The sequence below is a fragment of the Alloiococcus sp. CFN-8 genome, assembly GCF_049943125.1.
Classification (GTDB): Bacteria; Bacillota; Clostridia; order Clostridiales; family Clostridiaceae; genus JAEXZL01.
In genome coordinates, this window is sequence record NZ_CP188040.1 from 613,107 (window position 1) to 638,875 (window position 25,769).

Below are 25,769 nucleotides of genomic sequence, written 5' to 3' on the forward strand. Positions count from 1 at the left end.
ACCAAATTGATAGTTTAGGTTTTAATATTCTATAAAGTAATTATTAATTTTAGCGCCAAACAGAAGATTTAACAGTTATGTTATACTAAGTTTATAGTTTATTTTCAGGAGGTATGTAAAAATGCTAGCTCCAGGTATTATATTAATAAATAACCCCATATTAAAAGGAACCAGCTAAAAAGCAGGTTCCTTTTAATATTTAATTGATTATTAAATCCTAGGTCTCTTATCATTTTATATATGTTGCTAATAATTAAGCAGCCTATAGAAGCTAATTAACCTTAAATTTATTAATGTTATTCTTAAGCTCTTCTGCAATCATTATAAATTGCTCAGTTAGACCGCTTACCTCCTGAACCATTGCCACCTGCTCCTCCGCTGAAGCTGTTATTTCCTCTGCCGATGCAGATATTTCCGTCATACCTGCTGACAGAGCCTCCATATAGCCTTCAATCCTATCCTTCTTTCTAACCATGGAATTATTTCTATCATTAATATTACTAATAGTAGAAATTAAAGTCTCTAGGCTCTGTGATATATTTTTAAAGGCCTTTTCTGTGGCTCTTACCGCTTCAATTTGCTCAAGGGCAAGGACTCTTGTTTCTTCCATAGATGTCACTGCAGCATTGGTTTTTCCTGTTATATCAGCTATTATCTTCTTTATGTCTTCTGTTGAATCCTTACTCTGCTCTGCAAGCTTTCTTATGGCATCTGCAACTACAGAGAAGCCTTTTCCTGCTTCTCCAGCTCTCGCTGCCTCTATAGAAGCATTTAGTGACAGGAGATTAGTTTGATTTGCTATATCACTTATAGCCTCTAAAACCATATCTATCTTTCTTGTACTATCAGCTATATTTTGTACATTATCCAAAACTGATGTGGTCTTTTCTGATGTATTATCAGTGGTAAGAACTAATTTATCTACTGTCTTAATGCCTTCCTTATTCACTTCATTAACATTTTCACATAGCTCAACAGCATCCCTTAATCCCTGAGAAATATCATTGATGGATTTTGATAATTTACCATTTTCTGTAGCAACCTTATCTACCTCCATTGACTGATTATTTGTAACACTGGCAACCTCTTCTATAGTCTTAGATATTTCTGTAGAGCTTTGAAGAGTCTGGTTATGAGAAGTTTGTATAAAAACGCTCTGCTTTCCTATAACATTGGCAACATCCATGGTATTTACTATAAGCTCTTTAAGACTATTAGTCATATTATTAAAGCCTTGAGCCAATTCTCCTATTTCATCCTCATAGTCTGCATCAGACCTTACGGTGAGATCGCCCTCCTGTATCTTCTTCATATCCTCTTTAAGTCTGTTAATTCTTTTAATAAGCTTATTTATTACAAAAAGATTTATCAAGGTTGTTATGGCTAGTACTAAGACAATAGAGGCTATGGATATTATAAGGAATAGATTTTCTTGTTCCTTAAACTCTCCTTCATCAATCTTTGCCAGAAGATTAATATCCCCCTTGTTTAGCTCCTTAAACGCACCATAAATATTTTTTCCACCTTCCTTAAGCTCTACATTTCCATCCTTCTCATTTATTAAAGAATCTCTCAAATCTTTATTGGGGTATTCAATTCCTATAAGAATATCATCCTTAGCAGTCATTATTATTCCATTATTATGGATCATTATAAACTCTCCGCTAGAGCCAAACTTAAGAGAATTTACCATATTGCTCATTTCTTTTAATCCTATATCTATTCCTACATAGCCTAAAAATTCACCGTTATGTTCTATTCTATCCATCACGGTCACTACCCACTGCTTTGAGTTTGTATCCTCATAAGCCTCGGACCAATAAGGCTCCTTTATCTCCTTCATTATATTAAGATATTCATCTGGCTCTGTAGTTTCCACAGGCTCAGTAAGGGGTATTACAGGATAGGTCACAATTTCTCTGTCTAATCCTTTAAAATAACCATACCGCAAGGATGGATAGTTCTGAATATAATGCTTTAAGCTCATAGATATCTGTACTTTATCATCTGCCAATGCTGCCTGTATAACTCTCTCATCGTCAGCGATGGCCTTAACTAGATTTTCATATTCTACCATATAGCTATTAATAGTTACTGCTGCTGAATTCAGATTATCTTCAGCTTGAGACTTTATAACATTATCAATTATATATTGAAAAATACCTATGCTAATTGCTGTTTGCACCAAGGCAGCAACAATGACGCAAATAGCAGTATAAAGTGCTAATTTACTTTTCAAGGAAGCTTTTCTCCCTTTTACTTTTCCCTTGGCAGCTTTTTTCTTTTTTGTAAACCTTATAGTTCTCACTTTTCTTCCCCCGATTAATATATGAAATTAATTATAGTCTTCATATATATCGTAGGAAAAACCATTAACTTAAATATTTATAATAAATTTTAACTTACCCCTTAATGCCTCTAATCTTTGTTGCCCCTCCTCTCTTGTACTGCCTTTAACTGAGTAATATAATTTTAACTTAGGCTCTGTTCCAGAAGGCCTTACTGCAAGCCAGGAGCCATCCCTAAAATGCAGCTTTATTACATCACTAATAGGAAGCTTAATTTCCTCTTCTTCATAGGACTCTACGAAATATCTCTTCTGATTCTTATAATCCTCAAGGACTTTCAAATCACCAAAGTTCCTCAGAATACTATCCACTCTTCTAAGCTCCTCCATGATATTATTTATCTTCATAACTCCCTCAAATCCTTTTAGGATATAGGTATCAAGAAAATCTATATAATATCCATATTCCTTATATATCTCTTCCATGGCTTCAAGGAGATTAAGCCCTTGATTCTTATAGCTTTGAGCCATATCCACAATAAGCATAGAAGCAATAACAGCATCCTTATCTCTTACAAAGGTTCCTGAAAGATAGCCAAAGCTTTCTTCATAGCCAAAGAGAAACTTGTAGTCACCTTTCTCCTCAAACTCCTTGATCTTTTCTCCTATAAATTTAAAGCCTGTAAGGGTATTGAATACAGAGGCTCCATATTTTTCAGCTATCCTTTCTCCTAAATCAGAGGTGACAATGGTTTTAATAATTGCAGTTTTCTCATCAATATTATTTTCACTAGATAATAAATACTTACAGAGAAGAGCTCCAATTTGATTTCCAGTAAGAAGAATATACTCTCCCTCACTATTCCTTACAGCAACACCTACCCTGTCACAATCAGGATCTGTAGCTAGTATTATATCCCCCTCCTCCTTCTCTGCTACCTTTATAGCTTCCTCAAAGGCAGCTTTTTCCTCTGGATTTGGCGCCTTCACAGTTGGAAAATTTCCATCAGGGAGTATTTGCGAGTTCACTAAAAAAATCCTATAATAACCCAGCTTAACAAGGATACTGGTAACAGGAATCAAGCCAGTTCCATGAAGAGGTGTATATATTATTCTAATATCTCTAGCTTCACCTTTTTTAAGTATGGAAAGCTTCTCTATCCTGTTAATATATCTTTTGTCCATTTCCTCCCCAATATAATATAAAACCTCTTCTTCTACAGCCTCCCTCTCAGTAATAGTTTTTCTCTCCTCAAGGACCTCTACCTTGCTTATTTCCTCCATAATATCTTCAGCCATAGTTAAGGTAATCTGTCCTCCATCACTGCCATAAACCTTTATTCCATTATAAATAGAAGGATTATGGCTTGCAGTTATTACTATACCTGCTGTGCAGCCTAAATATCTCACAGTAAAGGACAGCTCTGGTGTCGGTCTGCAGCTTCTAAAAAGATAGGTTTTGATTCCATTACTGCAAAGAACTAAGGCAGCTTCTAAGGCAAATTCCTTAGAATATTTTCTTGAATCAAAGGCTATTGCTATCCCAGAGCTCTTTATCTCTTTCATGTTTTTTAACAGATATCTAGCCAGCCCCTCCGCTGCCCTCATAACGGTGTATCTGTTAATTCTTCCACTCCCCAGGCCCATTACCCCCCTAAGTCCACCAGTACCAAAGGAAAGCTCCTGAAAGAAAGCCTCCCTCCGCTCTTCCTCCTCCATTGCCATAAGGGCTTCTCTTTCCTCCTCTCTAATAGCCGGGCTATCTAACCACTGTTTATACCTTTCTTTATAATCCATATCTGAACCTTTCTATTTAATTGCTTCTATAACTATCTTATTCTCAAGATAAAAAAGCTGATACCTTTAAGGGTACCAGCTTATTGTTATTTTTATTTTATTTTATTTTTTATACTCCCACATCTTTTCCACCGCTGATTTTATTAAACACAAGAAGAGACAACACTGTTATCATCTCCAACAAGCCCTATGAATAATATCTAAAATCACTAAGCTAGTATAAGTCCAAGGATTCCTCCAACCAGAACTAGCCAAGCAGTATTGATTTTAAGCTTGAATACAGCGACCAAGGCTAGTAATGAAATGATTATTGTAGGTAAATCAACTAAGGCTTCCCTTGAAAGCTTAAAGCTAACTACTGCCATAAGACCTAAAGAAGCTACATTAACTCCATCAAGGATTCCTGATATCCAGCTGGATTTTCTAAGCTTAGGTATAAATGGATGTATTATCCCTACCAACAGGAAGGCTGGCAAAAATATACCTATGGTTGCTGATATACCACCGGGTACTCCTCCTAAGAGATAACCAATAAAGGTAGCCGTGGTAAATACAGGCCCCGGAGTAAACTGCCCCACAGATACGGCATCCAACAGCTGCTGAGATGTAATAATTCCAAGTCTATCTATAAACTCAGCTTCTAAAAAAGCCAAAAGCACATAGCCGCTACCATATAGCACTGAACCAATCTTTAAGAATGTAAGAAATATGGAACCGAAGTTCATGGAATTCTTTGATACCCCTTCACCTGCTATAGTTAATATAGGAAGTATAGGTATTAATATCATCAGCCTCCCCTTCAAGAGCTTCCTTCGATTCATATAAAGCATCATGACTAATCCAGCAAATAACAGGAGAGCCAGCTCATGAACCCCTAAGAAGGATAGAACAACCACAAAAACTCCTAAAATTACTGAAGAAGCATTGCTAATTGCTGTTTTACCCTGTCTTATTAACGCCTGTAAAACAATAGCAATAATAACTGGCTGAATTCCATACATAATACCTTTAAGAGCTGGAAGCTCTTCATAATGAACATATATTGCTGCAAAGGTCATGACGCTTAGCATCGCTGGTAATATAAAGCTTACTCCTGACAAAATAAGTCCTCTCCAGCCGCCTCTATGATACCCTAGATAGATAGCCAATTCAGTAGAATTTGGACCAGGAAGGAGATTTGTTGCTCCATAGAGGTCAAGAAAGTCCTCTTTGCTCATCCACCTTCTTTTCTTTATAAGCTCGTCCTCCATCATGGCTACATGAGCTGCAGGACCACCAAAAGCAATAAGCCCCAGCTTAAGGAATACTAAAATTATCTCCTTTAACCTATTTATCCGTTCCTTTTTTGATAGTGAATAATACTCCATTTTTCCTTTATTCTTCAACCTTCTTTCCTCCCAACAATATAGAATATACTCTTATGAATTGCTACTACATTATTACATCCTTATGTAAGCTTAAAGTAAGCTTTCTGTGAACAATATTTTAAATATTAGAACACCTGTAACATAAATGAGTTTAAAAAGTAACTTTTTACAAAAAAGTAACTTTTTTTATAGCAATATATTAAATTTATTCTATTATATGGTAAAATCAAGCTATAACTTGTTTAAATTGAGGTGAACACCTTGAATTACGATAATCAACAGAACATTAAATCAGTGTCTAATACTGCAGGGACTGAAAACCCTTGGTATGAAGCTTATATATTACAAAAAAACATAAAAAGCTGCGACCTATGCCAAAGGAAGCTTTCCCTTTGGGAGAGCTATTCAATTGATGAAGATTGCATCTGCTGCTCTGCCTGTAAAGAAGAATGTAGGCGTGAAAAGGAGAGAGTAGCACTGGAGGAAAGGCATAGTGAGATGAAGGAAGGAAAATCCTTCATTATAGTAGCCAGACCCTCTAGTATTTCTCTAAAGGTGTCACCTATAACAATAATCGTGGAAAATACCACTTCCGATAAAAGATATGAAGCATTACTATCTATGGGAGATTATAAAGAGATTTTAGTAAAAAATCATAATAAATACATATTTAAAGCTTACATATCCCCCAATGACCATATAGAGGAATTAAACTTATAAATTGAAGAGGGTGAATCAGTTTATATAGAAGTTCAACCCTTAGCTCATTTGTATAGAGCCTCTAAAGAACGAGTTAATTGCAAAATAATTAAACGTGAAGTAGCTAAGGATGGGATAATACATTCATTTTCCTCCTTCTAGAGACAAACTACTTACATATAAAAACATATCAATAAAAACATATCAATAAAAATCACCTTACCAAAGGAAATACATAAATAAAAAAAAGCTGAATCGAGGTTCAGCTTTTAAGCATTCCATGCATTTTTATAATAATTCTATCCCTGCATCTTTATATATATTTACTGTTTCATCATCCCAAACTGAGGATTGCACCTCACCAATATGTGCTTTATTTAAAAGGAGCATACAGATTCTAGATTGTCCTATTCCACCACCGATGGTTAAAGGCAATTTATTAGCTAAGAGCATTTTGTGGTACATCATATTTTTTCTATCCTCACAGTCAGCTGCCTTAAGCTGCCTATCCAAGGCCTCTGCATCTACTCTTATTCCCATAGATGAGATTCTCAAAAGCCTGCTCTAATACATTGTTCCAGAAAAGAATATCACCATTTAGCTGCCAGTCATCATAATCAGGAGCTCTACCATCATGTCTCATCCCTGAATTTAGCTTATCCCCAATCTTCATTAGAAATACTGTTTTATGCTCCTTAACAAAAGCATTTTCTCGCTCTTTAGGGGTAAGATCAGGATACAAATCCTCTAGCTCCTGAGTAGTGATAAATGTAACCTCTCTACAAAGCTCTGTATCTAACTGCTCGAACTTATATTTAAGCTCATCCAAGGTATTACATATAACATTTATAATCTTTGAAGCTGTATCCTTTAGATACTCGATATTCCTCTCCTCTGGAAGAATTATCTTTTCCCAATCCCATTGGTCTACATAAACGGAATGAAGATTATCCAGCTCCTCATCTCTTCTTATGGCATTCATGTCCGTGATAATTCCTTTTCCAGGACGAAAATCATAACGATATAAAGCCATTCTCTTCCACTTAGCTAAGGAATGAACCACCTGAGCATCCATTCCAGCATCAGGAACGTTGAAGGTTACGGGTCTCTCAACCCCATTCAAATCATCATTTAATCCTGTTTTAGGATCCACAAATATAGGAGCACTTACTCTCTTTAATCTCAGTGCTACACAAAGCTTCTTCTCTAACAATTTTTTAATTATTCCTATTGCCTCTTGAGTTTCGTACAACCCCAAGCAGGGTTTATACCCCTCTGGCAGATATGATTTCCCCATTTATAAGCCCCCTGTTCTTTATCACTTTAATATGTTAAATTTTATCAAAGTTTTCAAAAATCTTCAATACTTTTAACAAAAAATAAGTTATTAGGAAGCTATTGATTATTAGTTAAAAGTGTACTGGAGGTACTCCTTCAAGGGTATCAAAATACCTATACCCCTTTTTATTAAGCTCTTTAATATAGGCTTCAAGATTTAAAGCTGTGACATCTTTAGTGTCGTGACATAATAGAATATTATGTTTACTTTGGGAGGTACTAATGACACTATTTATACAGCTTACAGCTACGGCTCCCACCACTGCGTCTTCAGAGGAGGAATTCCAGTCATAAAATATAAATCCTCTCCTGCCCATCTCCTCAAATATCTCTTCCCTAGTATTATTATTATAGTTATTAACACTTCCTCCAGGAAACCTAAAGATATATGGTTGTATTCCTGATACCTCCTTAATTGTATTATAAGCCTTGAAAAAGTCCTCCATATAAGCCTCTGCTGAGGAGTAAATCTCTGAATAATCATGATTATAGCAGTGAACACCTATCATATGCCCTTTCCTCACTATTTCTCTTAATATCTGTGGATGTGCTTCTACATTTTTTCCTACCACAAAAAAGGTGGCTTTAATACCATACTTGTCCAATATATCCAGAATCTTTATAGTATTAATAGAGGGCCCATCATCGAAGGTTAGATAAGTTACTTTGTCTTCCTGCTTATACTCTACCTTACTTACATAATTATAATATCTATTCCTTTCTATCTCCTTAGCCCCAACCTGTGTTGAACTCACATAGTAATAACTAGAAAAAAATATAACCAATAACAATACCTTAAGACCTGTAGCATAAGAGGTTTTTATCATCATCCTTTCCCCTTTCCTATAAATATTTACTATCTTAGTATTATCAATCACATTAAAAAAATACTTCCGACTCTATTCTAGAAAGACATCAATAAACTCTAAATATATAAAAGCCTGCAGCTTGTCACTAAGTGATACGCTGCAGGCTTATTTATTATATATCCCTTAAGGTTATTCCAGCTTCCTTGAGAGTCTTGCCAGAGTAATCATCTCTGTCTATGAGCTTCAAATAATCCTCACCGGACAAAGGAAAGAGAAAGGTTCTTTTTTCAAAAATCCCTTGAAACTCCTTTTTGTAGGCATAAAAGCTTCTATCATCTCCCACTTGAAAGGTTTTAGAAAACTCATTTTTTTCAATGTAATATCTATTCCCTTGATAATCCTTACCCTTATAATGCTCTCCACTAATAGAAGTAATCAAGCACCTCACAAGAATAGTATCTTCCAATATAAAGTCCATATCATTCATCATTTTGTGCTCTCCTATAATAAAAAATTAAATAAAATAATATTCTTAGTTAAAGCTTCCATATATTTTATATCGTAGGAGAGTAATGTAACTTTATAGATATAGTAAAGTTATTTTTAAAAAATTCACCTAGCTATTCCTCTGAAGATAATTATAAAGGGCTCCTAAAAGATTCGCATCATTTTCAAAAGCACATTTTACAATCCGTGGCCTCACCTTAGCTAGGGGAAGTGCCCCAATTATTAAATCAAGCTTTTCATTAATCTTTTCAATAAAGTCAGGCCTGCTGCTGATTGCACCACCAATCAATATTTTTTCAGGATCATAGGTATACTGTATATTAAATATCCCAAGAGCGTTATATAGATAAAAATCATCTATTGCCTTTATAGCAATCTCATCCCCCTCAGCAGCCCTCCTAAATATCTCCTTTCCATCCAGAACATCCATATCTTCACCAGTAGCATCAGCCACCTTTCTCACGAGAGCACCAGTGGCTCCTAGATGACTCCAGGTTTTAAACACAAGCTCACCATCAATTACTTCCTTATCTAATATAGAGTAGCCGAATTCTCCTCCATGAAGGTTTTTCCCTTTGTGTATCCTTTTGTTTTTTACAACTGCACCACCTATACCAGTTCCACAAACCACAAAGAGAACGTCCTGATTATCCTTGGCAGCCCCTTTCCATACCTCTCCTAGGGCAGCACAATTAGCATCATTCTCAATTTCTACCTTTAGTCCAAGCTCCTCTCCAAAGAGCTTCTTAAAATTCGGACCATGAATGCAGGGAAGGGCACTGGATCCTCCAATTACACCTGAATCACTGTCTACTCCACCTGGAGCACTGATTGCAACCCCCACTATATTATGAGCTTCTTTAGCCTTTAAAATGGCATTAACCATAGAAGCCCTAAAATTCTCAAAGTTATTTTTATCCCCCTTAAAGCTACCCTTTTCCAGGATATCTCCATCTTCTGTCACTATAGCAGTTTTAACACTACTTCCACCTATATCTATAGCAATATATTTCATTACCAAAACTCCTTTATATTTCACCTATTTACTTGTCTTGAGAGAGCTTGTAAAATCCATTATTCTCACTAACCTCTTTAATCCATCTTCCTGACTTTTTAATGGTTTTATTTTTTGTCTTTAAATCCACAGCTATAAAACCATATCTATTTTTGTAGGCATTAGTCCAGGACCAGCAATCAATAGGTGTCCATGTATGGTAACCAAAGCAGTTGGAGCCTTCGCTTATTCCTTGATGGAGATATTGTAGATGCTCCTTAAAGAATTCTATTCTATAGTCATCTTCTATAATTCCTTCTTCATTCACATATTTCTCTTCCCCTTGAACTCCCATTCCATTTTCAGAGATAAACCAGGGTATATTATCATAATTGTCCCTTATATTAATGGCAATATCATACATAGCCTTAGGATATATCTCCCAACCTCTATAAGGATTCATCCTCTTACCAGGCATATCGTAATTATCAAAGTATTTGTCCGGCATCCATCCTCTATCATCTAGAGAGCCAGCTTCCTTAGCCTTTACTCTTCTAGGTTGATAATAGTTTACACCCAGAAAATCTACCGTACCTTCATTAATAACTCTATCTTCCTCTACTGTGCTCTCCCATAAAACTCCATCCATCTTCAGAAGCTCCACAAGCTTTTCTGGGAAGCTCCCTTTTACAGCAGGATCCAAGAAGGAAGCATTAAAGAAGGCATCAGCTATTCTTGAAGCTTCTATGTCCTCATCACTATCACTTCTAGGATAGGCTGGAGTAAGGTTCAATATTATTCCTATCTTTCCACCTTGCTCCTGAAGACCCAGCTCTCTAAACCTTTTAATAACAGAGGCAGAGGCTAAATTAACATTATATAAAACCTGCATTGCCTTCTTACCATCCACCACCTTAGGATAATGGAATTCATAGAGATACTGCCCTTCTACTATTACTATGGGTTCATTAAAGGTTGTCCAGTATTTTACCCTATCACCAAAAAGCTTAAAAGCTGTTTCTGCAAACCTTACAAAAAGCTTAACTACATGCTTTGATTCCCAGCCTCCATATTTTTCATAAAGCTCTATGGGCAGGTCAAAGTGATGAAGATTCATCACTGGTATAATTCCATTACTTATGGTTTCATCTATTACAGCATTGTAAAATCGCACTCCATCTTCATCGGGTTCTCCAGTCTCTAAATCCTTAATAAGCCTTGTCCACTGTATAGAAGTTCTGAAGCTATTAAGACCTATTTCCTTAAGCATAGCTAAATCTTCTTTGTAGCTGTTATAAAAGTTGCTGGTAATCCTCGGACCTACCTTATCAAAAAAAGCCTCGGGCTCTATCTTATACCAGTAATCAAAAATACTTTCATGAGGTTTATTAAAGCTCCCCTCCGATTGAGGACCTGAGGTAGCAGAACCCCACCAAAATCCTTCTGGAAAAATTAACTTATTATCCATACAAAACCTCTCCCTTCTATGATCTATAACTGCAGGATACCTGTATACGATATCAGCTAATAATGTAGTAATAGAATTTTTTGTATATTCTACTAATTTATTATTAATATGTATTATACATCAATTAAACCTATACGGAAATGTTTTGATGAGAATTTACACTTAAATTATGATATACTGTGTTTATATCAACTCACATAACCAATGGAAAAATTATAGTAAATAGGAGTAAAAATAATGAACAAATCGAACATATTATTTTTAGTAGATGGCTCCTCCCTATTAAGCTCTTCATTTTTCGGAACTCTGCCTAATAGCTATAGATTTGCTAAAACTGACGAGCAAAGAGATGCAGCACTGCCAGAGCTTATGCAAACCTCTACGGGAGTCTATACCAACGGTATAAGCACTATGTTTCGTCAAATAGAAAACATAATAAAAAAGGTTGATCCTACCCATCTTGCTGTGGCCTGGGACTTGACAAGAGATACCTTTAGAAGGGGGCTCTATCCTCTATATAAATCTAATAGAAAGGATGGAAGGCCTGAGCTGTTATCTCAATTTGCAATAGCACAGGAGATTCTTAAGGAGATGAATATTCCTACCTTTGCTTTTATGGAATATGAAGCTGATGATATTATAGGTACCCTATCAAGACGCTTTGAGGATGTTATAAAGGTGGTTATTCTCACCAAGGATCAGGATGCCCTTCAGCTTATTACCTCTGAGGTTTCAGTATGGCTGGTAACCTCTAAGGCAAAGGATATGTATTTAGAAAGAGGCATTAGTCCCAAGGACAACAATTTGATGTCAGGAGTTTTTGAATTCAATCCCCTAACCTTTAAAGAGGTTTATGGCATAGAGCCTATTCAGATGATAGATAAGAAGGCCTTAGAAGGAGATCCATCGGACAATATACCTGGAGTTAAGGGAGTGGGAGAAAAGGCTGTTATACCACTTCTTCAAGAGTTCGGAACTGTAGAGGGAATCTATGATTACTTGGAGGATACCCCTTTAGAGGAAGCAAAAGCTTTCTTAAAGGAATTAGGAATCAAGCGTTCACCCATCTCCTATCTGATGAAGGTAAAAACCTCAGAGGAAGAAATCTGCGGCAAGGAATGTGCTCTTCTATGCAAGGAGCTAGCAACTATAAAAACAGATCTTCCTGAGCTTCAGAATATTACTTTGGAGGAGCTGAGCTTAAATATTTCTAACGAAGGAAGGCTGAGAGCCTACGAAAGATATGAGCTTAATTCATTAGCTAATAAATATACACAAAAGTAATATAAAAAGCTCCCCTTAAGACAATCTGTCTTTTGGGAAGCTTTTTGTTATCAGCTAATTTTCATTCCTGCCTCATTACTAACGGCTAAAGGTCTTGACTCTTCACTTTCCTTTAGCACTACTATGGTTTTTTCTATTCTGTGCTCCTTTATTTCCACTACCTTTACATGAATATTATCTAAGTCAATCTCAAACTGACTTCCGTCATCGGGTACTGAACCATAAGAGCTGAATACAAAGCCACCGAAGGTTTCAAATTCTTCTATGGGAAAATTCACCTTTAAAAGCTCTGCTACCTCATCTAAGGGTGCGCAGCCCTGTATTTCCCAGGTGTGCTCATCAATCTGTTCTATCTCTTCTTTTTCATTTTCTAAGGAAATATCATCATCTAAATCTCCTACCAGCTGCTCTAACAGATCATTCATAGTGACTATTCCCATAACTCCGCCATATTCATCTAGAACAACAGCAAAATGATTTCTTGTCTTCTTCATTTGACGGAAAAGCACGTCGGCCTTTATTCCCTCAGGGACAAAATACGCAGGCTTAACGGCTTTGCTTATTATTTCCGTTACGGTCTTGTTTTTTATTCTGAAATAATCCTTGGCATTAAGAACACCTACTACATTATCAATAGTATCCTCGCAGACTGGGTAAAGGGAATGCCTGCTTTCATGGATTATTTCTTCCCATTTTTCTATGCCATCTTCTTTCCATAAAACATCTATATCAGTCCTATGAGTGGCAAATTCACCCACAGTTAAATCATCAAACTCAAATACATTTTGGATTATTTCCTTTTCATCTAGATGAATTACTCCTTTTTTACTTCCTACATCCAGGAGCATTCTAATTTCTTCCTCGCTTACTCCATCCTCCTCGGCATTAGGGTCAATACCAAAGAGCCTTAATATTAAATTTGTAGAAGTGGTAAGAGTCCATACTATTGGAGCAAAGAGCTTTGATATAAAGGTAATAAGTGAGGACATCCCTAATGCTAACGCTTCTGCTTTCTTCATTGCCACACGTTTAGGAACAAGCTCTCCAAATACCAGGGTAAAATATGATAATATCAACGTAATTGAAATTACAGCTATAGTATCCATGGTAGCCACTGGGATTGCGAGTCCTAAGCCTACTAGCCAGTCAACAAGCTTGTCCGAAAAATTGTCTGCTGCAAAAGCACTTCCTAAAAAGCCTGAGAGAGTTATAGCTACCTGTATAGTGGCTAAGAATCGTGCAGGCTCATTGGTAAGCCTTACAAGCCTCAGTGCTCTCTTATCACCCTGAGCAGCCATCTGACTCAGCTTATTATCATTCATAGAAATAACAGCAATCTCTGCACAAGCAAAAACAGCGTTTAAAGCAATTAATATAAACTGCAATACTATTTGCCACAAAATGGGGTCTTCCAAAATAATTCCTCCTAAAATAAACTATAATATTTTTTATTTAAACACAAAAAGACATGCCTACTACTTTTAATTAAAAAAGGTAGGTATGCCTGAGTTTAACATATGTAATTGTATAAAATAATCGACAACTGCCGTCATCTTCCATTTTAACAAATTCTCCTTACTAATTTCTAAGTATGTATATTTTACTATCCTACCATTTATATGTCAATGTCAAAATTAATCAAATATTTATAATTATCCCCTCTTACATGCTGTTCTACCTAGCTTTTCTCTTCTATTTAAACTCTTAATGTATGCAAAGGTTTCAGTCTCTCCTCTTTCCGCCAGCATAATGAGAAAGCTTTCTAGAAGCTCTGCCGTTCTAGGATGCATCCTATCCTTTGCTCTGCTTGAATAGAGATATTCTAAAGGACAGCTGTTATTATAATTTTCCCCTTTATATATTTTACTGGCAGCTACTCTGTCGCAGAACATTTCTGTAACATATTTTATTGGCATCTCTACAGGCTCATACCTTTTTGTATTTTTATTTATATCTGTCCAGTATTCAAAGTGATGCTTATTCCTCCCCTTATGATGCATCCAGGCCGTTGAATATCCATAAAATTCTCTTTCAGCCTCATTAGGACTGCGAAAGCCCTGATAAAACCTCACTCCTGGAATAAATTCTGTAGGAGAGTATTTAGATAAGTCATGAAGCAAGCCCCTTATAGGAATTCCTGCTTTAAAGCAGTGCTCCATGACCTTATGTCTGTGTTTTGTAATAGTTAAAAAATGTTTTATAAGCTTCCCCATGTATTTCCCCCATAATAATTTATCTTAAATAAGCTCCAAAGGAATTTTAAAGCTTATATTTCTTGGTGTTGCTATTTCATCAAACTTTATTACATAGGCGGACTTATCCTCCAATACCTCTAGTATGGTCCCCATTTTAAAATGCTTATGCTTTACTCTGCTTCCTATCTTTAACCTATTTCTAAGCTTTTCACTGCCACCTTCAGTCTTTTCAATATAATATACGGCTTCCTCTTGAAGATCAGGCTCCAGCTCTACGGTATATTCTAAATAAGCTCTCTCCGTATTAAAAATAAACCGAGATGGATATCTAAAGGAGCCATCATAATTAATGCCTTCAGCATCACTTAAAAACAGAGCATTTTCTGCCCTAGTATAGGCTACATAGGCAAGTCGTCTCTCCTCTTCAATTCTATCTGGCTTGGAGGCATGCTTTGTAGGAAATATACCTTCATTGAGGCCACAAATAAATACATAAGGGAACTCCAGTCCCTTAGCACTGTGTACTGTCATCATTTTGATAGAGCTCTTCCTCTCCTCCTGATCTATGTTGGTGAATAGGGCAACCTTTTCTAAATAATCCTCAAGAAAATTTTCCTCACCAGAGTTTTTTTCATAATCAAAAATTGATTGCTTCAGCTCTGCTAGGTTTTCAAGCCTGTCATTCTCTCCAATAGTTCTAAGAAGCTCCTGATAACCGCTATCATTGAGTATCCCCTCAAAAAGCTCCGATACCTCCATCTCCTTGTATTTATCATGATATTTTTCCACTACCTCTACAAAGGAAGCTGCATCAGTGCGCTTAATGAGACTATTATCAAGATTATCCTTTAAAGCTTGATATAAGGAACAGCTGTGACCTTCAGAATACTCTTTTAAAAGCTTGAGCCTTTTTTCTCCGATGTTCCTTTTAGGCTCATTGACAATCCTTAAAAAGGAAAGGTCATCTCCATGAGCAACCATCCTCATGTAGGAAAGAGCATCCTTGATTTCTTTTCTTTTATAAAATTCAATGCCACTATAAAGGACATAAGGAAGGCCTTCCTCTATAAACACTTCCTCTAGATTCCTAGAGACAAAATGTGAGCGATACAAAATTGCTATATCTCTATATTCTCCCCCTGCCTCTACTATCCTTTTAATCTGCTCAGCTATCCACTTAGCCTCTTCCTTAGTGGTTTTGGCATGATTATATATCACAGGAGTTATCTTCTCCCTTATGGGAAGAAGCTCCTTTTCCATTCTATTTTTATTTCTTTTAATAAGAGAGTTAGCCGCATTTAATATATTTGGAGTAGAACGATAATTTCTGTTTAAGAAAATAGTCTTAGTACCCTCATGAAATTCATGAAAGTTTAGTATGAAGCTAATATCTGCACCTCTCCAGGTATAAATAGTCTGGTCAGGGTCTCCCACGATGAATAAATTTTTATGATATCCACTGAGTATTTCAGCCAGTTCATATTGATGAGGACTCACATCCTGAAACTCATCCACCATTACGTACATCAGCCTCTGCTGCCACTTCTCCCGCTTTTCCTTAGAAATCCTCAGAATATGAAGAGCTAGGGTTAAAAGATCATCATAGTCTAGTCCAAAGCATTTTTTCTGCTCATAAAGATAGCCATAAAATATCTTATCATTTATATCCTCTGCCTCTATATACTTCTCCTTGAGAGTTCTATTATCTAAGGCAGTGATATAAGGAATGTGCTCCATATGTACATTTTTTCTGAAAGCAATCATTTCCCTAGCATTTTTAAAGGTCATGGCTCTAGTATTAATATTTAATTCTCTATATACGTTTTTTAATATAGCTTCTGTATCTTCATTATCCATAACTATAAAATTCTCGGGATAATTAATGATATGAATATCCTCTCTTAAAACATTCACACAAAAGCTGTGGAAGGTACACACCTGATCAGGATTAATATCTCCTATCATCCCTCTTATTCTCTTCTTCATTTCTCTAGCAGCCTTATTAGTAAAGGTGACGCATAATATCTCCTCTGGAGAAAGCCCCAGCTCTTCTACAAGGAATGCATATCTATGGGTAAGGGCTCTGGTCTTTCCGCTGCCAGCCCCAGCAATAACCCTTATATATCCTTCTGTATTAGTAACAGCCTCTATCTGCTCTTCATTTAAGCCCTTTAATATATCTGCCATAATACCTACACCCTTTCTTCTATAAAATCATTATACCTAATCTTTTTTTATTTTTATATAGCTGAAGGAAATATACGTTCGTATAGATAAAGACAAAAAATCTACCTTATACACGTCATAAGGTAGATTTTTATTTAACCAAATTAAATTTTCACCCTTTTATAGCCCCTGCAGTAAGTCCCTTTACCATATTCTTAACTAGAATAAAATATAGCAGAACTATTGGCACAGATATAAACACGCTTCCTGCTGCAAATCGTGCAAACTCAGTTTCTCCTAAGCTCATAAGTCCAACAGCTACGGTATAAAGACTTTTTTCCTTTAACAGAAGCTTTGGAAGGATAAAGTCGCTCCAGGGCCAGGTGAAGGAGGTCAATGCTGTATAAACTATAATAGGCATGGATAGAGGGAGATTAATCTTTGTAAACACCTGAAAGTTGTTTGCTCCATCAATTCTAGCTGCCTCATCTATGGATTTAGGTATCGTATCGAAAAAGCCCTTTTGTGTAAGATAGCCCATGGGGGCTCCTGCACTGTATATCAAAATTAAGCCCCAGGTGTTATTGATAAGACCAAACTGGGTCATCAAAAGATATACGGCTATCATTCCCATGAAGGATGGGAACATTCCTAAAACAAGAGTTGTCTTCATTATCGCCTTCCTGCCTGAAAATCTAAATCTTGACATAGTATAGGCTGTCAAAATAACTAAAAAGGTTCCAATTATACAGCTTGCCACAGCTATAAATAAAGTATTCTTAAACCACTGAGGATAATTATACATTGTAGTATCGGTAAATAGCTTAATAAAGCTATCCAAGCTATAAGCCTTAGGAAAGAAGCCTTCAAAGGAATAAATGCTTCCTGACCTAGAAAAAGAAGCTAATATCAGCCATAGACATGGAAAGAAAAAAATGAAAGCTACTATGATTAAAATAATATAGGTTATGGTAGTATCAATTACATTATTTGATTTAAGCTTTTTCATCATTGGAAGGTATCCTCCTCTCTATAGGCTGAGGTTCTCATATAAACAGTAAGAGAAATAACCGAGGTTATTAAGAATATAACAAGGCTTATGGAAGCTCCTATACTATAGTAATTATTATCAATAGAAAGATTATACAGCCAGTTGATAAGAAGATCCGTGTCGCTGGCAAGGAAGTAATTTTTCAGGTATAATCCACCTCTTAAAAAATAGAATATGCCAAAGTTATTAAAATTCCCAACAAACTGTCCTATTATAACTGGAGTGGTAGAAAATAGAACAAAAGGTAGGGTAAGCCTTGTGAATTGCTTCCACTTAGTTGCTCCATCTATCCTTGCTGCCTCAAATAAGGTTTCATCCATGTTAGCAAGTATCCCTGTGGCTAAGAGCATAATAGAAGGAATGCTTATCCATGCATTTACTAATAGCCCTATTATCCTTGCCGTCCACTTGGCATCCAGATCTAGGAAGCCTATGGCAGGAAAACCCATATCGGTGATTATTTGATTGATTGGTCCGCCATAGGAAAACATGAATTTAAAAGCCAAAAGTGTAATAAAACCAGGAATGGCATAGGCCAGGATAGGAAAGCTTCTCCAAAAGGCCTTACCCCTTACAGCTTTTTTATTTAAAAGGAGAGCAAGGGAAAGCCCTCCAAAGTAATTCAATGTAGTAGCCATAATTGCCCAAAGAACGTTCCAGCCTAGAATTCTAAAAAAGGTAGGAGCAAATTGTCCAAGACTCGTTATGGTTTTAAAGTTTTCAAGACCTACCCAATCAATTAATTCTGGCGGAACTATTCTCCCGCCATAGTTGGTAAAGGCTATAAGTATCATATATATAATAGGAAGAATATTAAAGATAAACACTCCTATTATGGGAAGAAACAGTACTGCCATATAAAACTTCTTGTCTAAAAGCTCTGATAGCTCCTCTCTAAAGGTTAAGGGCTTTAGCCCCTTTTCCACTCTTTTTTGAGTCCTATAGGCATCCTTTACATTGCTTATATAGCAGAATAGAAAGAAGGCAAGGATAATCCAGGTAAATATCCCCATAAGAAGCATCACTATGGAATTATCTCCTTCGATACCTCTCCAGGCATCTCCTCTCTCAGTTCCTAGAGTAAAAAACCCTCCTATAGCTTCCAAGCCTGTTAAGATAAAGAAAGCTATTGAACCTATTAATATTAAGAAATATAAGCTTCCTTTTATTTTCTGACCAAATCTCCACTGACCAAGGCCCATAACCATCATTGAAGACCTTACATTAGTTCCACAGTCCTTAAACCATGTATTAAAGGAGATAATTACCTCTTTTCTGCCCTTCATAGCTCATCCCTCATTTACTTAAGTGTAAATATTGCATCATAAATCTGCTGAGACATTTCCTCTAAGCCTGCTTTTAAGGAAGGTAAATCCTTAAACTTTTTCTCCCCATCAGGACGGTAAGCGTCCTTTGCTAAATCAGTGAAGAAGGTTTGCCCTGGGGTCCACATCTGTGCCACCTCTTTTATAGAAGGCATTAGAACAATATTTCCCTCTTCCAGTGTAGAATAGAGAACCTCTGATAGGCCTCCTAACTCTTCTGCAGCATCATTTCTAGCAGGAACTATACCTAAAATTTCATTTCTTTTCATGATCATTTCATAGCTAGTAGCAAATTCCACAAAGGCTAGGGCTGCATTAGGTGCCTTAGTATAAGCACTGATAGCATATCCATTTACCCCTCCCATAGTCTTACCAGGAATCAGCTCAGGATTTTCCTCACTGAGCACTCCACTCTTAGGAAGATCAGGCATATTTACTATTCCTAGATTTTCCTCTGCTGCCTTCTTTGCTTCTTCCTTACTCATTCCCTGGGCCTCATAGGCTAGCACCATCTCCTGTATAAAGGTGGTATAGTTATCTGGAGTTGATAAGGTTGCAAAATAGCTTCCTTCCCCCAGCTTGCTATAGGCATTTACAGTGATGGAATCATCTATGCTCTCTTCATTCATAAGACTTGCCAGCTGAAGCAGTACACTGGCACCCTTCTCTGCTTCTCCCGCTGCCCACCCAATATCTTCTGGATCCGTGTTATTTTTTCCAAAGGCATAGCCTCCATAGGAAAACAAGAAGCCCGCAGAAAAGTAAACATCATAAAGAGACTGCATATATCCATATTTTGAAGGATCACTTTCCCTTATGGATTTTGAGTAAGCATACATATCACTCCAATTCTCTATCATATCAGGAACAGAATTTTTATCATCATCCCACTGTTCTTCCCAATTTTCAGGAAGAGTATCTTTTCTATAATATAGGATAGGTGCCTGTACATTAACAGGAACCCCCATAGTATAGCTCTCTCCGTCAACCTCAGCCTTATAAGCATTCCAAGCGGTTTCAGGGATAGCATCATAGCTTTCCAAATCCTCCACAGGAAGAGGGAGTATATGCTTTCCATCTACATATTTCATCAGCACGTCATTTGCCTGATATAAAACGTCAGGACCATAGCCATAAGGTCCATCATTTGCTAAATCTGAATACTGGTCCATGTTAGCATCCACAGCAACTATTCCCTGATCCTTGTATTTCTCATTAAAGGCCTTTATTAGCTCTTCAAAATAACCCTTTTGTATAGCTGTGTCATTCTCTAACACTCTTAAAGTAACGTTTTTCTCTAACTCACCATTAAAAATAACACCAGAATTCCCTTCGCCATTCCCTTTGGCCCCACCTTTATCATCATTGCAGGCTGCCAGAAGGGGTATTGTTAATGCACAAGCCAAAAATACGCTGATAATCCTCTTAATCATGGTTCCCTCCTAATGAATTAATTATATTTAGTCTTCTAATCTTATAGCCACATAGCCTTTAGAGCCTATCTTAAAGCCTTGGATATTATTCTTTGCTAGAAGCTCTACACTGCTTCTTTTCTTGAAAGAAGAGATAGCATTAAGCTCTACAGCCTCATCTGTATTATTAATTAATAAAAGAAGTGTCTTACCTTCATGGCTGCGTTTTAAGCACAATAAATTATTCTCCTCATAAATACTTATATCTCCAAAGCCAACCTCCTTAAGAGCTCTTAAGGAAGTCAGCTCCCTAATTCTCTCCATAAATTCCTTATCCCATTGTTCTTCATCCCAGTTAAAGCATCTTCTGCTATCAGGATCATAACCTCCCTCTAAGGCTATTTCAGTACCATAATAAATACAGGGTGCTCCTAGATATACCATCTCTATTGCTAGTGCAGCAAGGACCTTATCCTTGTCCTTTTTCACCTCAGTAAAAAACCTATGAGTATCATGAGAATCTAATAGATTCAGCATCATCCTATTGACCTGTTCCTTATTCCTCATGAGGAGAGAATTTAATCTTTCCGCCATTTCCTTACTATTCAAAGCTTCCTTAGCAAAAAAATCAAGTGCTGCCTTGGTAAAGGAATAGTTCATTATACTATCATACTGATCTCCCATGAGATAAGGGTAAGCATCATGCCAGTTCTCTCCTATGATTACACAGCTTTTATTTATCCTCTTAACCTCTTTTCTGAAGGCCCGCCAAAAGTCATGGGATACCTCATCGGAAACATCTAATCTCCAACCATCAATTTGGAATTCTGTTGTCCAGTAGGAGGTTATATTTAAAAGAAACTTTTGAACCTCAGGATTAGAGGTATTTAGCTTTGGCATGTAATTGCATGAGGCAAAGCACTGATAGTTCATCTCATCTATGTCAGGCTTATCTCCATCTATAAGAAACCAGTTAAAGTATTTTGAAGCCTTCCCCTTTTCCAGTACATCCTGAAATTCCTTCATATACATACTACAATGATTAAAAACTGCGTCTAGAACTATCTTCATACCTCTATTATGGATTTCTTCTATCAATTCTTTTAACACTTCATTACTACCAAATTGACTATCTACCTTCTTGTAATCAATAGTATCGTATTTATGATTAGAAACTGACTCAAATAAAGGTGTTAAATATATAGCTGTAATCCCTAAGGATTTCAGATAATCTAGCTTTTCCCCTATACCTTTAAGATCTCCTCCCGCAAAGCTTTTGGGATTTGGTATCTCTCCCCACTGCATATTAATGTAGGAGCCATCCTTCTCCCAGTCTCCTCTTTTAAACCTATCAATAAAAATCTGATAAAATACTGCATTTCTCATCCAGTCTACCGTTTCAAATAAATCTGCTTTATTTATGTAGGGCAGCTGAAAAAAGTTGTAAAAGCTTTGCTTAAAATCATAGCTTTCGCTAATGCCATCTTCACTGTAGTAAAGAATTCTCCCCTCTTCTTCTATTTTAAAGATGTAAGCAAATCTTACATCTGCTACCTTCAATTTAATTTCATAATAGCTATAAAGCCTATCTCTGTACTTTATATCCATCTTAGCTTCTTCCCGCTTAAAGGAATAATCGTATTTATAGCCATGGACAACCCAGAGATTCTTAAAATTATCCTCATTGGAAACTCTTATCCTAAGCACAATTTCCTTTTCCCCTATGGGAAAGCAGAACTGTGAATTTGGTATATGTAAAATTGCTCCTTCGTTCATAGATAATACTCCTTCTGCATTTCTAAAGGTTTACTCTAGCACAAATGCCTTTACTAGCATAATAATTGACAATATAAGTAAAACTAATATATAGTTAAAACATGAATAATAAAATAACAATAAAAGATATAGCACGGGAAGCAGGGGTATCCGTTGCCACCGTTTCCTACGTTCTCAACAATCGTAAGGAACAGCGTATCAGCGAGGAAACCAAAAAAAAGGTTTTACAGATAATTAATCTTCTAGATTATACTCCTAACCAATCTGCTAAGGCGCTGGTAACCAGTAAAAGTAATAATATAGCTCTCTATATCTCACCAGAGGCTTCTCCTCTAAAGAGATCTGAACAGCTGTATTTTATTAATACCTTAACTTCTGTGCTTATAAAAAAAGATTATAACTTAATCTATCTCTCACATGATAATACTGAGAGATTTGATAGTGCTGCTGCCATCATCTGCTATGATATCTCCAAGGAATACTTCCACATCATAGGAGATAGAAACTTTATTCCCCTGCTGGCAGTAGACTGTGTAATAAATGACCCTTTATTCTTCCAGCTTAACTCTAATTATAATGAAATCAATGAAAAAGCTAAGGATTTTTTTGGAGGTGAAGACTTTACCTTTGCTTGTATAGAAACAGATAATTTACAGCTTAAAATGATATTAAAAAATACCTTTAATAAGATTATTTATGTAAATGATTTTAAGGATATTAAATCCCTTCAAGACAAAAAATTATTAATTTGTGATGCTACTCTCCAGCAATTATTAAAGGATACTAACCATATCTATTACTATCCGAAAATCACCGAAGAAAAACTAAGCAAGCTACTGGAGTGCATAGACCTAGTAAGAAATAGAGCTCCCGTCAGCGATCACGACATAATAATATGAAAAGTAAACCTTAGGGCTGTTCCATTGGAATTATGGTACAGCCCTATTTTATTTACTTTTTTTCAATAGCTTATAATAGAATGGCTGATTAGCTTCTATTTTCCTTCAAATATTATTTCACTGGTATAAGCATTAAAGGTTACCTTGTAGCTTCCTCCCTTAGATGCAACTATATTACCAGAGTCTCCATTCTTTCCTTCAAAATCTCCATTGCTATTGCCCTCTCCTACTGCTGCTAGATAGCTATAATCCATAAATGACACCCTAGCCTTATCTACAGCAAGGCCATCCTTAGCTGCATTTAATATCATAGATTGAACTCCAAGCTCATCGCCAGCTTCTAAGGTAACAGAATCTAAAACATAAATTCCAGAGCCCTTTTCTGTTTCCTTAAGCTGATATTCTTCCTTAAGCTCTGTTTCCCAGTTAGTTCCACCAAAGGAGCCCTTTAAATAATAGTCATGCTCTTCTATGAACTTTGAGGTGTCGCAGTCAACGGTTAAAACTGTGGTTTCTGGATCATACGTAAAGGTATAGGTTCCATTTTCCTTGGCAATTAAATTTTTGCTGTCAGTTCCTTCTACAAAGCCTAAGCTCTTACTATCCTCTGCCTTTATATTGCTGTGACGGATATACTCAGTACCTGCAGAGGAGCTATCTCCTACAGTTACAAGGGAAGTGAACATAAATTCATCACCCTTCTTTAAAGGAATTACAAGGGTATGCTTTCCACCTTCATTGACAAAAGCAGTCTTTTCTGTGTACTTGTCAGCCCATCCAGTTATCTCTGCACCCTTTATATAGTAGGTGGTTTCAGCAGCAGCTTCTCCTGAGCCTTCACCATTATATTTCCAGGTAATAGTATCAAAAGGATTAGTATTAAATGCTTCTTTGTTTTCCTCAGTATAGTTTGCATTATCCTCTTCATAAACATCAGCAGATGGATAGGTAGTTAAGGTAAAGGTATAGTTACCAGAAACAGCAACCTTTATATTAGAACGCTTAGAGCTTGTATCCCCAAGGCTTCCTGAGTTCTCAAAATATTCTTTTCCATCAGCCTCTATAGTTTCTAGATATCCAAAGCCTCTCTGATTATTCCATTGGGTATTTATAGCAAACTGGAATTCGTCTCCTTCAACTAAGTCAAGGGTTAGAGTATAAATATTAGCCTCAGCATCCTCTTCCTTTGTCATTTTGTGTTCATCCTTTATTTCCTTACCCCAGTTGGAGGATATTAAAACAGGACTTTTACCACTTCCAACAATAGCAAATTCTCTTGTATCCTCAGTATATTGAACAAAGCCAGCAAAAACAGAGGTATCCTCAGTGATTTCCTTGTTAATATCAAATTTATGTTCAAGACTAGGAGTACCAAACCAATTAACAAAGGAATGTCCATCTTTTTCAGGAACAAAGAACTCTGCCTTCTTTCCCTCTTCAACATCAATGGTCTTTATCACAGTTTTTCCATCAGAATCATAAAAGGTCACCTTATGAGTATTCTTTGATGCACCACAGCCTACCACCAATAGCATTGTTAAAACAAGAGAAAAAACAGATACAAAAAGCTTCTTCATATTATCAAACCCCTTCTATTAATGTCTTATTATTTTCTTGCTTAAACGTTTAAGCACTTTTGTAAAAAAATACATTCCATAATATTATTGATTATGAAATGGTTTTCTTAAGTAGATACTATCATAATATTTCTACTAATGTCAATATATTCTATTATATATAAATATTTCTTTAAAATACTTACTCTCCTTATTATCTAAACTATTTTATATCTTTTATTACCCTTGCCATAGCCTGAGCTAAAGAATTTTCGTTGGAGTTATTTCTAATGAAGAAAAACTCTTTGGTATTAGTAGTTATAGTAATTAACTCCTCCTCTTCCTTTGCTTCCACAGAGAAATCCTTTATTTCATGTAAGGGAATACAATCAATATCTCTTGTTTCCTCTCCATAGCCTATGGCTGCATGCCCCTTATATTCCAAATAAATAGAATCCCTAGTAAGAATAAGATTAATCTTATCTGCAACATCCCCACCAGCTCTAGTAAGGATATTTCCAACAAAGTTAGCTACTGCTTCCTTTGTAGTTACTATCTTTCTAGCAGTAATTCTCATTACAACCTCTTCATCTTTTAAATTTAAGTCAAACATCTCTAGCCTCCTATCAATCTTTGATAAATAATATACAATTATAATTGTATATTAAGTTTTCATAAATATAAACATATTTTATATATTATGTAACAAATGTATATTTTATGAAATAGCTATGCTAACTTCCATTTTTATTTGTAAATTAAAAAACTAACTTCCGTTTATAATCCTAAACTGAAGTTAGTTTTGCAAAGCATCTGATATAATCAATTGATATTTGTCC

19 protein-coding genes and 1 pseudogene are annotated in these 25,769 nt (G+C 36.1%); 3 read left to right on the top strand and 17 right to left on the bottom strand.

Features of this window, described 5'->3' with window-relative positions:
- Nucleotides 1–271: 271 nt before the first annotated feature.
- The 3 genes from ACPWSR_RS02785 to chrA all read right to left on the bottom strand — a co-directional run bounded on the left by ACPWSR_RS02785 (nucleotide 272) and on the right by chrA (nucleotide 5,469).
- Nucleotides 272–2,308 (bottom strand): methyl-accepting chemotaxis protein, encoded by a 2,037-nt coding sequence (locus ACPWSR_RS02785; RefSeq protein WP_426350178.1) that lies wholly within the window; start codon nucleotides 2,306–2,308, stop codon nucleotides 272–274.
- Nucleotides 2,309–2,377: 69 nt separating this feature from the next.
- The gene (locus tag ACPWSR_RS02790) at nucleotides 2,378–4,084 is read right to left on the bottom strand and encodes a phospho-sugar mutase (RefSeq protein WP_426350179.1); all 1,707 of its coding nucleotides are present in this window, start codon (nucleotides 4,082–4,084) and stop codon (nucleotides 2,378–2,380) included.
- A gap of 209 nt (nucleotides 4,085–4,293) precedes the next feature.
- A complete protein-coding gene (gene chrA / locus ACPWSR_RS02795; protein ID WP_426350180.1) occupies nucleotides 4,294–5,469 on the bottom strand; it encodes a chromate efflux transporter in 1,176 nt (391 codons plus the stop codon).
- Between the two features lie 243 nt (nucleotides 5,470–5,712).
- Between chrA and ACPWSR_RS02800 the strand changes: the two genes are divergently transcribed.
- Entirely contained in the window at nucleotides 5,713–6,171 is a 459-nt protein-coding gene (locus tag ACPWSR_RS02800; RefSeq protein WP_426350181.1) for a hypothetical protein, read from the top strand.
- Nucleotides 6,172–6,438: 267 nt separating this feature from the next.
- Here the strand turns inward: ACPWSR_RS02800 and asnA are convergent.
- The 5 genes and pseudogenes from asnA to ACPWSR_RS02825 form a co-directional block, all read right to left on the bottom strand.
- Nucleotides 6,439–7,447 (bottom strand): annotated as a pseudogene (gene asnA, locus ACPWSR_RS02805) (aspartate--ammonia ligase).
- A 112-nt stretch (nucleotides 7,448–7,559) separates the two neighbouring features.
- The gene (locus ACPWSR_RS02810; protein ID WP_426350182.1) at nucleotides 7,560–8,318 is read right to left on the bottom strand and encodes a polysaccharide deacetylase family protein; all 759 of its coding nucleotides are present in this window, start codon (nucleotides 8,316–8,318) and stop codon (nucleotides 7,560–7,562) included.
- 151 nt (nucleotides 8,319–8,469) lie between these two features.
- Nucleotides 8,470–8,787 (bottom strand): hypothetical protein, encoded by a 318-nt coding sequence (locus ACPWSR_RS02815; protein ID WP_426350183.1) that lies wholly within the window; start codon nucleotides 8,785–8,787, stop codon nucleotides 8,470–8,472.
- 126 nt (nucleotides 8,788–8,913) lie between these two features.
- Nucleotides 8,914–9,819: an ROK family protein gene (locus ACPWSR_RS02820; RefSeq protein WP_426350184.1), complete on the bottom strand. Its 906-nt coding sequence runs from the start codon at nucleotides 9,817–9,819 to the stop codon at nucleotides 8,914–8,916.
- 28 nt (nucleotides 9,820–9,847) lie between these two features.
- Entirely contained in the window at nucleotides 9,848–11,266 is a 1,419-nt protein-coding gene (locus tag ACPWSR_RS02825) for a glycoside hydrolase family 1 protein (RefSeq protein ID WP_426350185.1), read from the bottom strand.
- Nucleotides 11,267–11,503: 237 nt separating this feature from the next.
- On the opposite strand from ACPWSR_RS02825, the gene ACPWSR_RS02830 reads away from it, so the two are divergent.
- Entirely contained in the window at nucleotides 11,504–12,550 is a 1,047-nt protein-coding gene (locus ACPWSR_RS02830; protein ID WP_426350186.1) for a 5'-3' exonuclease, read from the top strand.
- A gap of 50 nt (nucleotides 12,551–12,600) precedes the next feature.
- Here ACPWSR_RS02830 and ACPWSR_RS02835 read toward each other — a convergent pair whose 3' ends face one another.
- From ACPWSR_RS02835 to ACPWSR_RS02865, 7 genes are all read right to left on the bottom strand, one after another.
- Nucleotides 12,601–13,965 carry a hemolysin family protein gene (locus ACPWSR_RS02835; RefSeq protein ID WP_426350187.1) on the bottom strand — a complete coding sequence of 455 codons (1,365 nt, stop codon included), beginning with the start codon at nucleotides 13,963–13,965 and terminating at the stop codon, nucleotides 12,601–12,603.
- A gap of 237 nt (nucleotides 13,966–14,202) precedes the next feature.
- Complete coding sequence (locus ACPWSR_RS02840) at nucleotides 14,203–14,763, bottom strand: DUF5662 family protein (protein ID WP_426350188.1); 561 nt, start codon at nucleotides 14,761–14,763, stop codon at nucleotides 14,203–14,205.
- A gap of 24 nt (nucleotides 14,764–14,787) precedes the next feature.
- Complete coding sequence (locus tag ACPWSR_RS02845; RefSeq protein ID WP_426350189.1) at nucleotides 14,788–16,932, bottom strand: ATP-dependent helicase; 2,145 nt, start codon at nucleotides 16,930–16,932, stop codon at nucleotides 14,788–14,790.
- A 151-nt stretch (nucleotides 16,933–17,083) separates the two neighbouring features.
- Nucleotides 17,084–17,923 carry a sugar ABC transporter permease gene (locus ACPWSR_RS02850; RefSeq protein WP_426350190.1) on the bottom strand — a complete coding sequence of 280 codons (840 nt, stop codon included), beginning with the start codon at nucleotides 17,921–17,923 and terminating at the stop codon, nucleotides 17,084–17,086.
- Entirely contained in the window at nucleotides 17,920–19,248 is a 1,329-nt protein-coding gene (locus ACPWSR_RS02855; RefSeq protein ID WP_426350191.1) for a carbohydrate ABC transporter permease, read from the bottom strand. Before ACPWSR_RS02855 ends, ACPWSR_RS02850 begins: the two co-directional genes overlap by 4 nt.
- A gap of 14 nt (nucleotides 19,249–19,262) precedes the next feature.
- Nucleotides 19,263–20,720, bottom strand: coding sequence for a sugar ABC transporter substrate-binding protein (locus ACPWSR_RS02860; RefSeq protein ID WP_426350192.1), 1,458 nt, complete (start codon nucleotides 20,718–20,720; stop codon nucleotides 19,263–19,265).
- A gap of 27 nt (nucleotides 20,721–20,747) precedes the next feature.
- Nucleotides 20,748–22,475 (bottom strand): glycoside hydrolase family 13 protein, encoded by a 1,728-nt coding sequence (locus ACPWSR_RS02865; RefSeq protein WP_426350193.1) that lies wholly within the window; start codon nucleotides 22,473–22,475, stop codon nucleotides 20,748–20,750.
- A gap of 101 nt (nucleotides 22,476–22,576) precedes the next feature.
- Here ACPWSR_RS02865 and ACPWSR_RS02870 point away from each other — a divergent pair, with 101 nt between their 5' ends.
- Complete coding sequence (locus ACPWSR_RS02870) at nucleotides 22,577–23,374, top strand: LacI family DNA-binding transcriptional regulator (protein WP_426350194.1); 798 nt, start codon at nucleotides 22,577–22,579, stop codon at nucleotides 23,372–23,374.
- A 95-nt stretch (nucleotides 23,375–23,469) separates the two neighbouring features.
- Here the strand turns inward: ACPWSR_RS02870 and ACPWSR_RS02875 are convergent, their stop codons facing one another.
- On the bottom strand, nucleotides 23,470–24,951 hold the full coding sequence (locus ACPWSR_RS02875) for a hypothetical protein (protein WP_426350195.1): 1,482 nt from the start codon (nucleotides 24,949–24,951) through the stop codon (nucleotides 23,470–23,472).
- Between the two features lie 202 nt (nucleotides 24,952–25,153).
- Complete coding sequence (locus ACPWSR_RS02880) at nucleotides 25,154–25,543, bottom strand: hypothetical protein (RefSeq protein ID WP_426350196.1); 390 nt, start codon at nucleotides 25,541–25,543, stop codon at nucleotides 25,154–25,156.
- Nucleotides 25,544–25,769: the final 226 nt, after the last annotated feature.

Bases quoted from the DNA above. Each gene is read 5' to 3' on its own strand.
- ACPWSR_RS02840 (WP_426350188.1), bottom strand. From the start codon at position 14,763: ATGGGGAAGCTTATAAAACATTTTTTAACTATTACAAAACACAGACAT.
- ACPWSR_RS02855 (WP_426350191.1), bottom strand. From the start codon at position 19,248: ATGAAGGGCAGAAAAGAGGTAATTATCTCCTTTAATACATGGTTTAAG.
- ACPWSR_RS02880 (WP_426350196.1), bottom strand. From the start codon at position 25,543: ATGTTTGACTTAAATTTAAAAGATGAAGAGGTTGTAATGAGAATTACT.
- ACPWSR_RS02790 (WP_426350179.1), bottom strand. From the start codon at position 4,084: ATGGATTATAAAGAAAGGTATAAACAGTGGTTAGATAGCCCGGCTATT.
- ACPWSR_RS02865 (WP_426350193.1), bottom strand. From the start codon at position 22,475: ATGAACGAAGGAGCAATTTTACATATACCAAATTCACAGTTCTGCTTT.
- ACPWSR_RS02845 (WP_426350189.1), bottom strand. From the start codon at position 16,932: ATGGCAGATATATTAAAGGGCTTAAATGAAGAGCAGATAGAGGCTGTT.
- ACPWSR_RS02815 (WP_426350183.1), bottom strand. From the start codon at position 8,787: ATGATGAATGATATGGACTTTATATTGGAAGATACTATTCTTGTGAGG.
- ACPWSR_RS02870 (WP_426350194.1), top strand. From the start codon at position 22,577: ATGAATAATAAAATAACAATAAAAGATATAGCACGGGAAGCAGGGGTA.
- ACPWSR_RS02825 (WP_426350185.1), bottom strand. From the start codon at position 11,266: ATGGATAATAAGTTAATTTTTCCAGAAGGATTTTGGTGGGGTTCTGCT.
- ACPWSR_RS02875 (WP_426350195.1), bottom strand. From the start codon at position 24,951: ATGAAGAAGCTTTTTGTATCTGTTTTTTCTCTTGTTTTAACAATGCTA.
- ACPWSR_RS02830 (WP_426350186.1), top strand. From the start codon at position 11,504: ATGAACAAATCGAACATATTATTTTTAGTAGATGGCTCCTCCCTATTA.
- ACPWSR_RS02810 (WP_426350182.1), bottom strand. From the start codon at position 8,318: ATGATGATAAAAACCTCTTATGCTACAGGTCTTAAGGTATTGTTATTG.
- ACPWSR_RS02820 (WP_426350184.1), bottom strand. From the start codon at position 9,819: ATGAAATATATTGCTATAGATATAGGTGGAAGTAGTGTTAAAACTGCT.
- ACPWSR_RS02860 (WP_426350192.1), bottom strand. From the start codon at position 20,720: ATGATTAAGAGGATTATCAGCGTATTTTTGGCTTGTGCATTAACAATA.
- ACPWSR_RS02850 (WP_426350190.1), bottom strand. From the start codon at position 17,923: ATGATGAAAAAGCTTAAATCAAATAATGTAATTGATACTACCATAACC.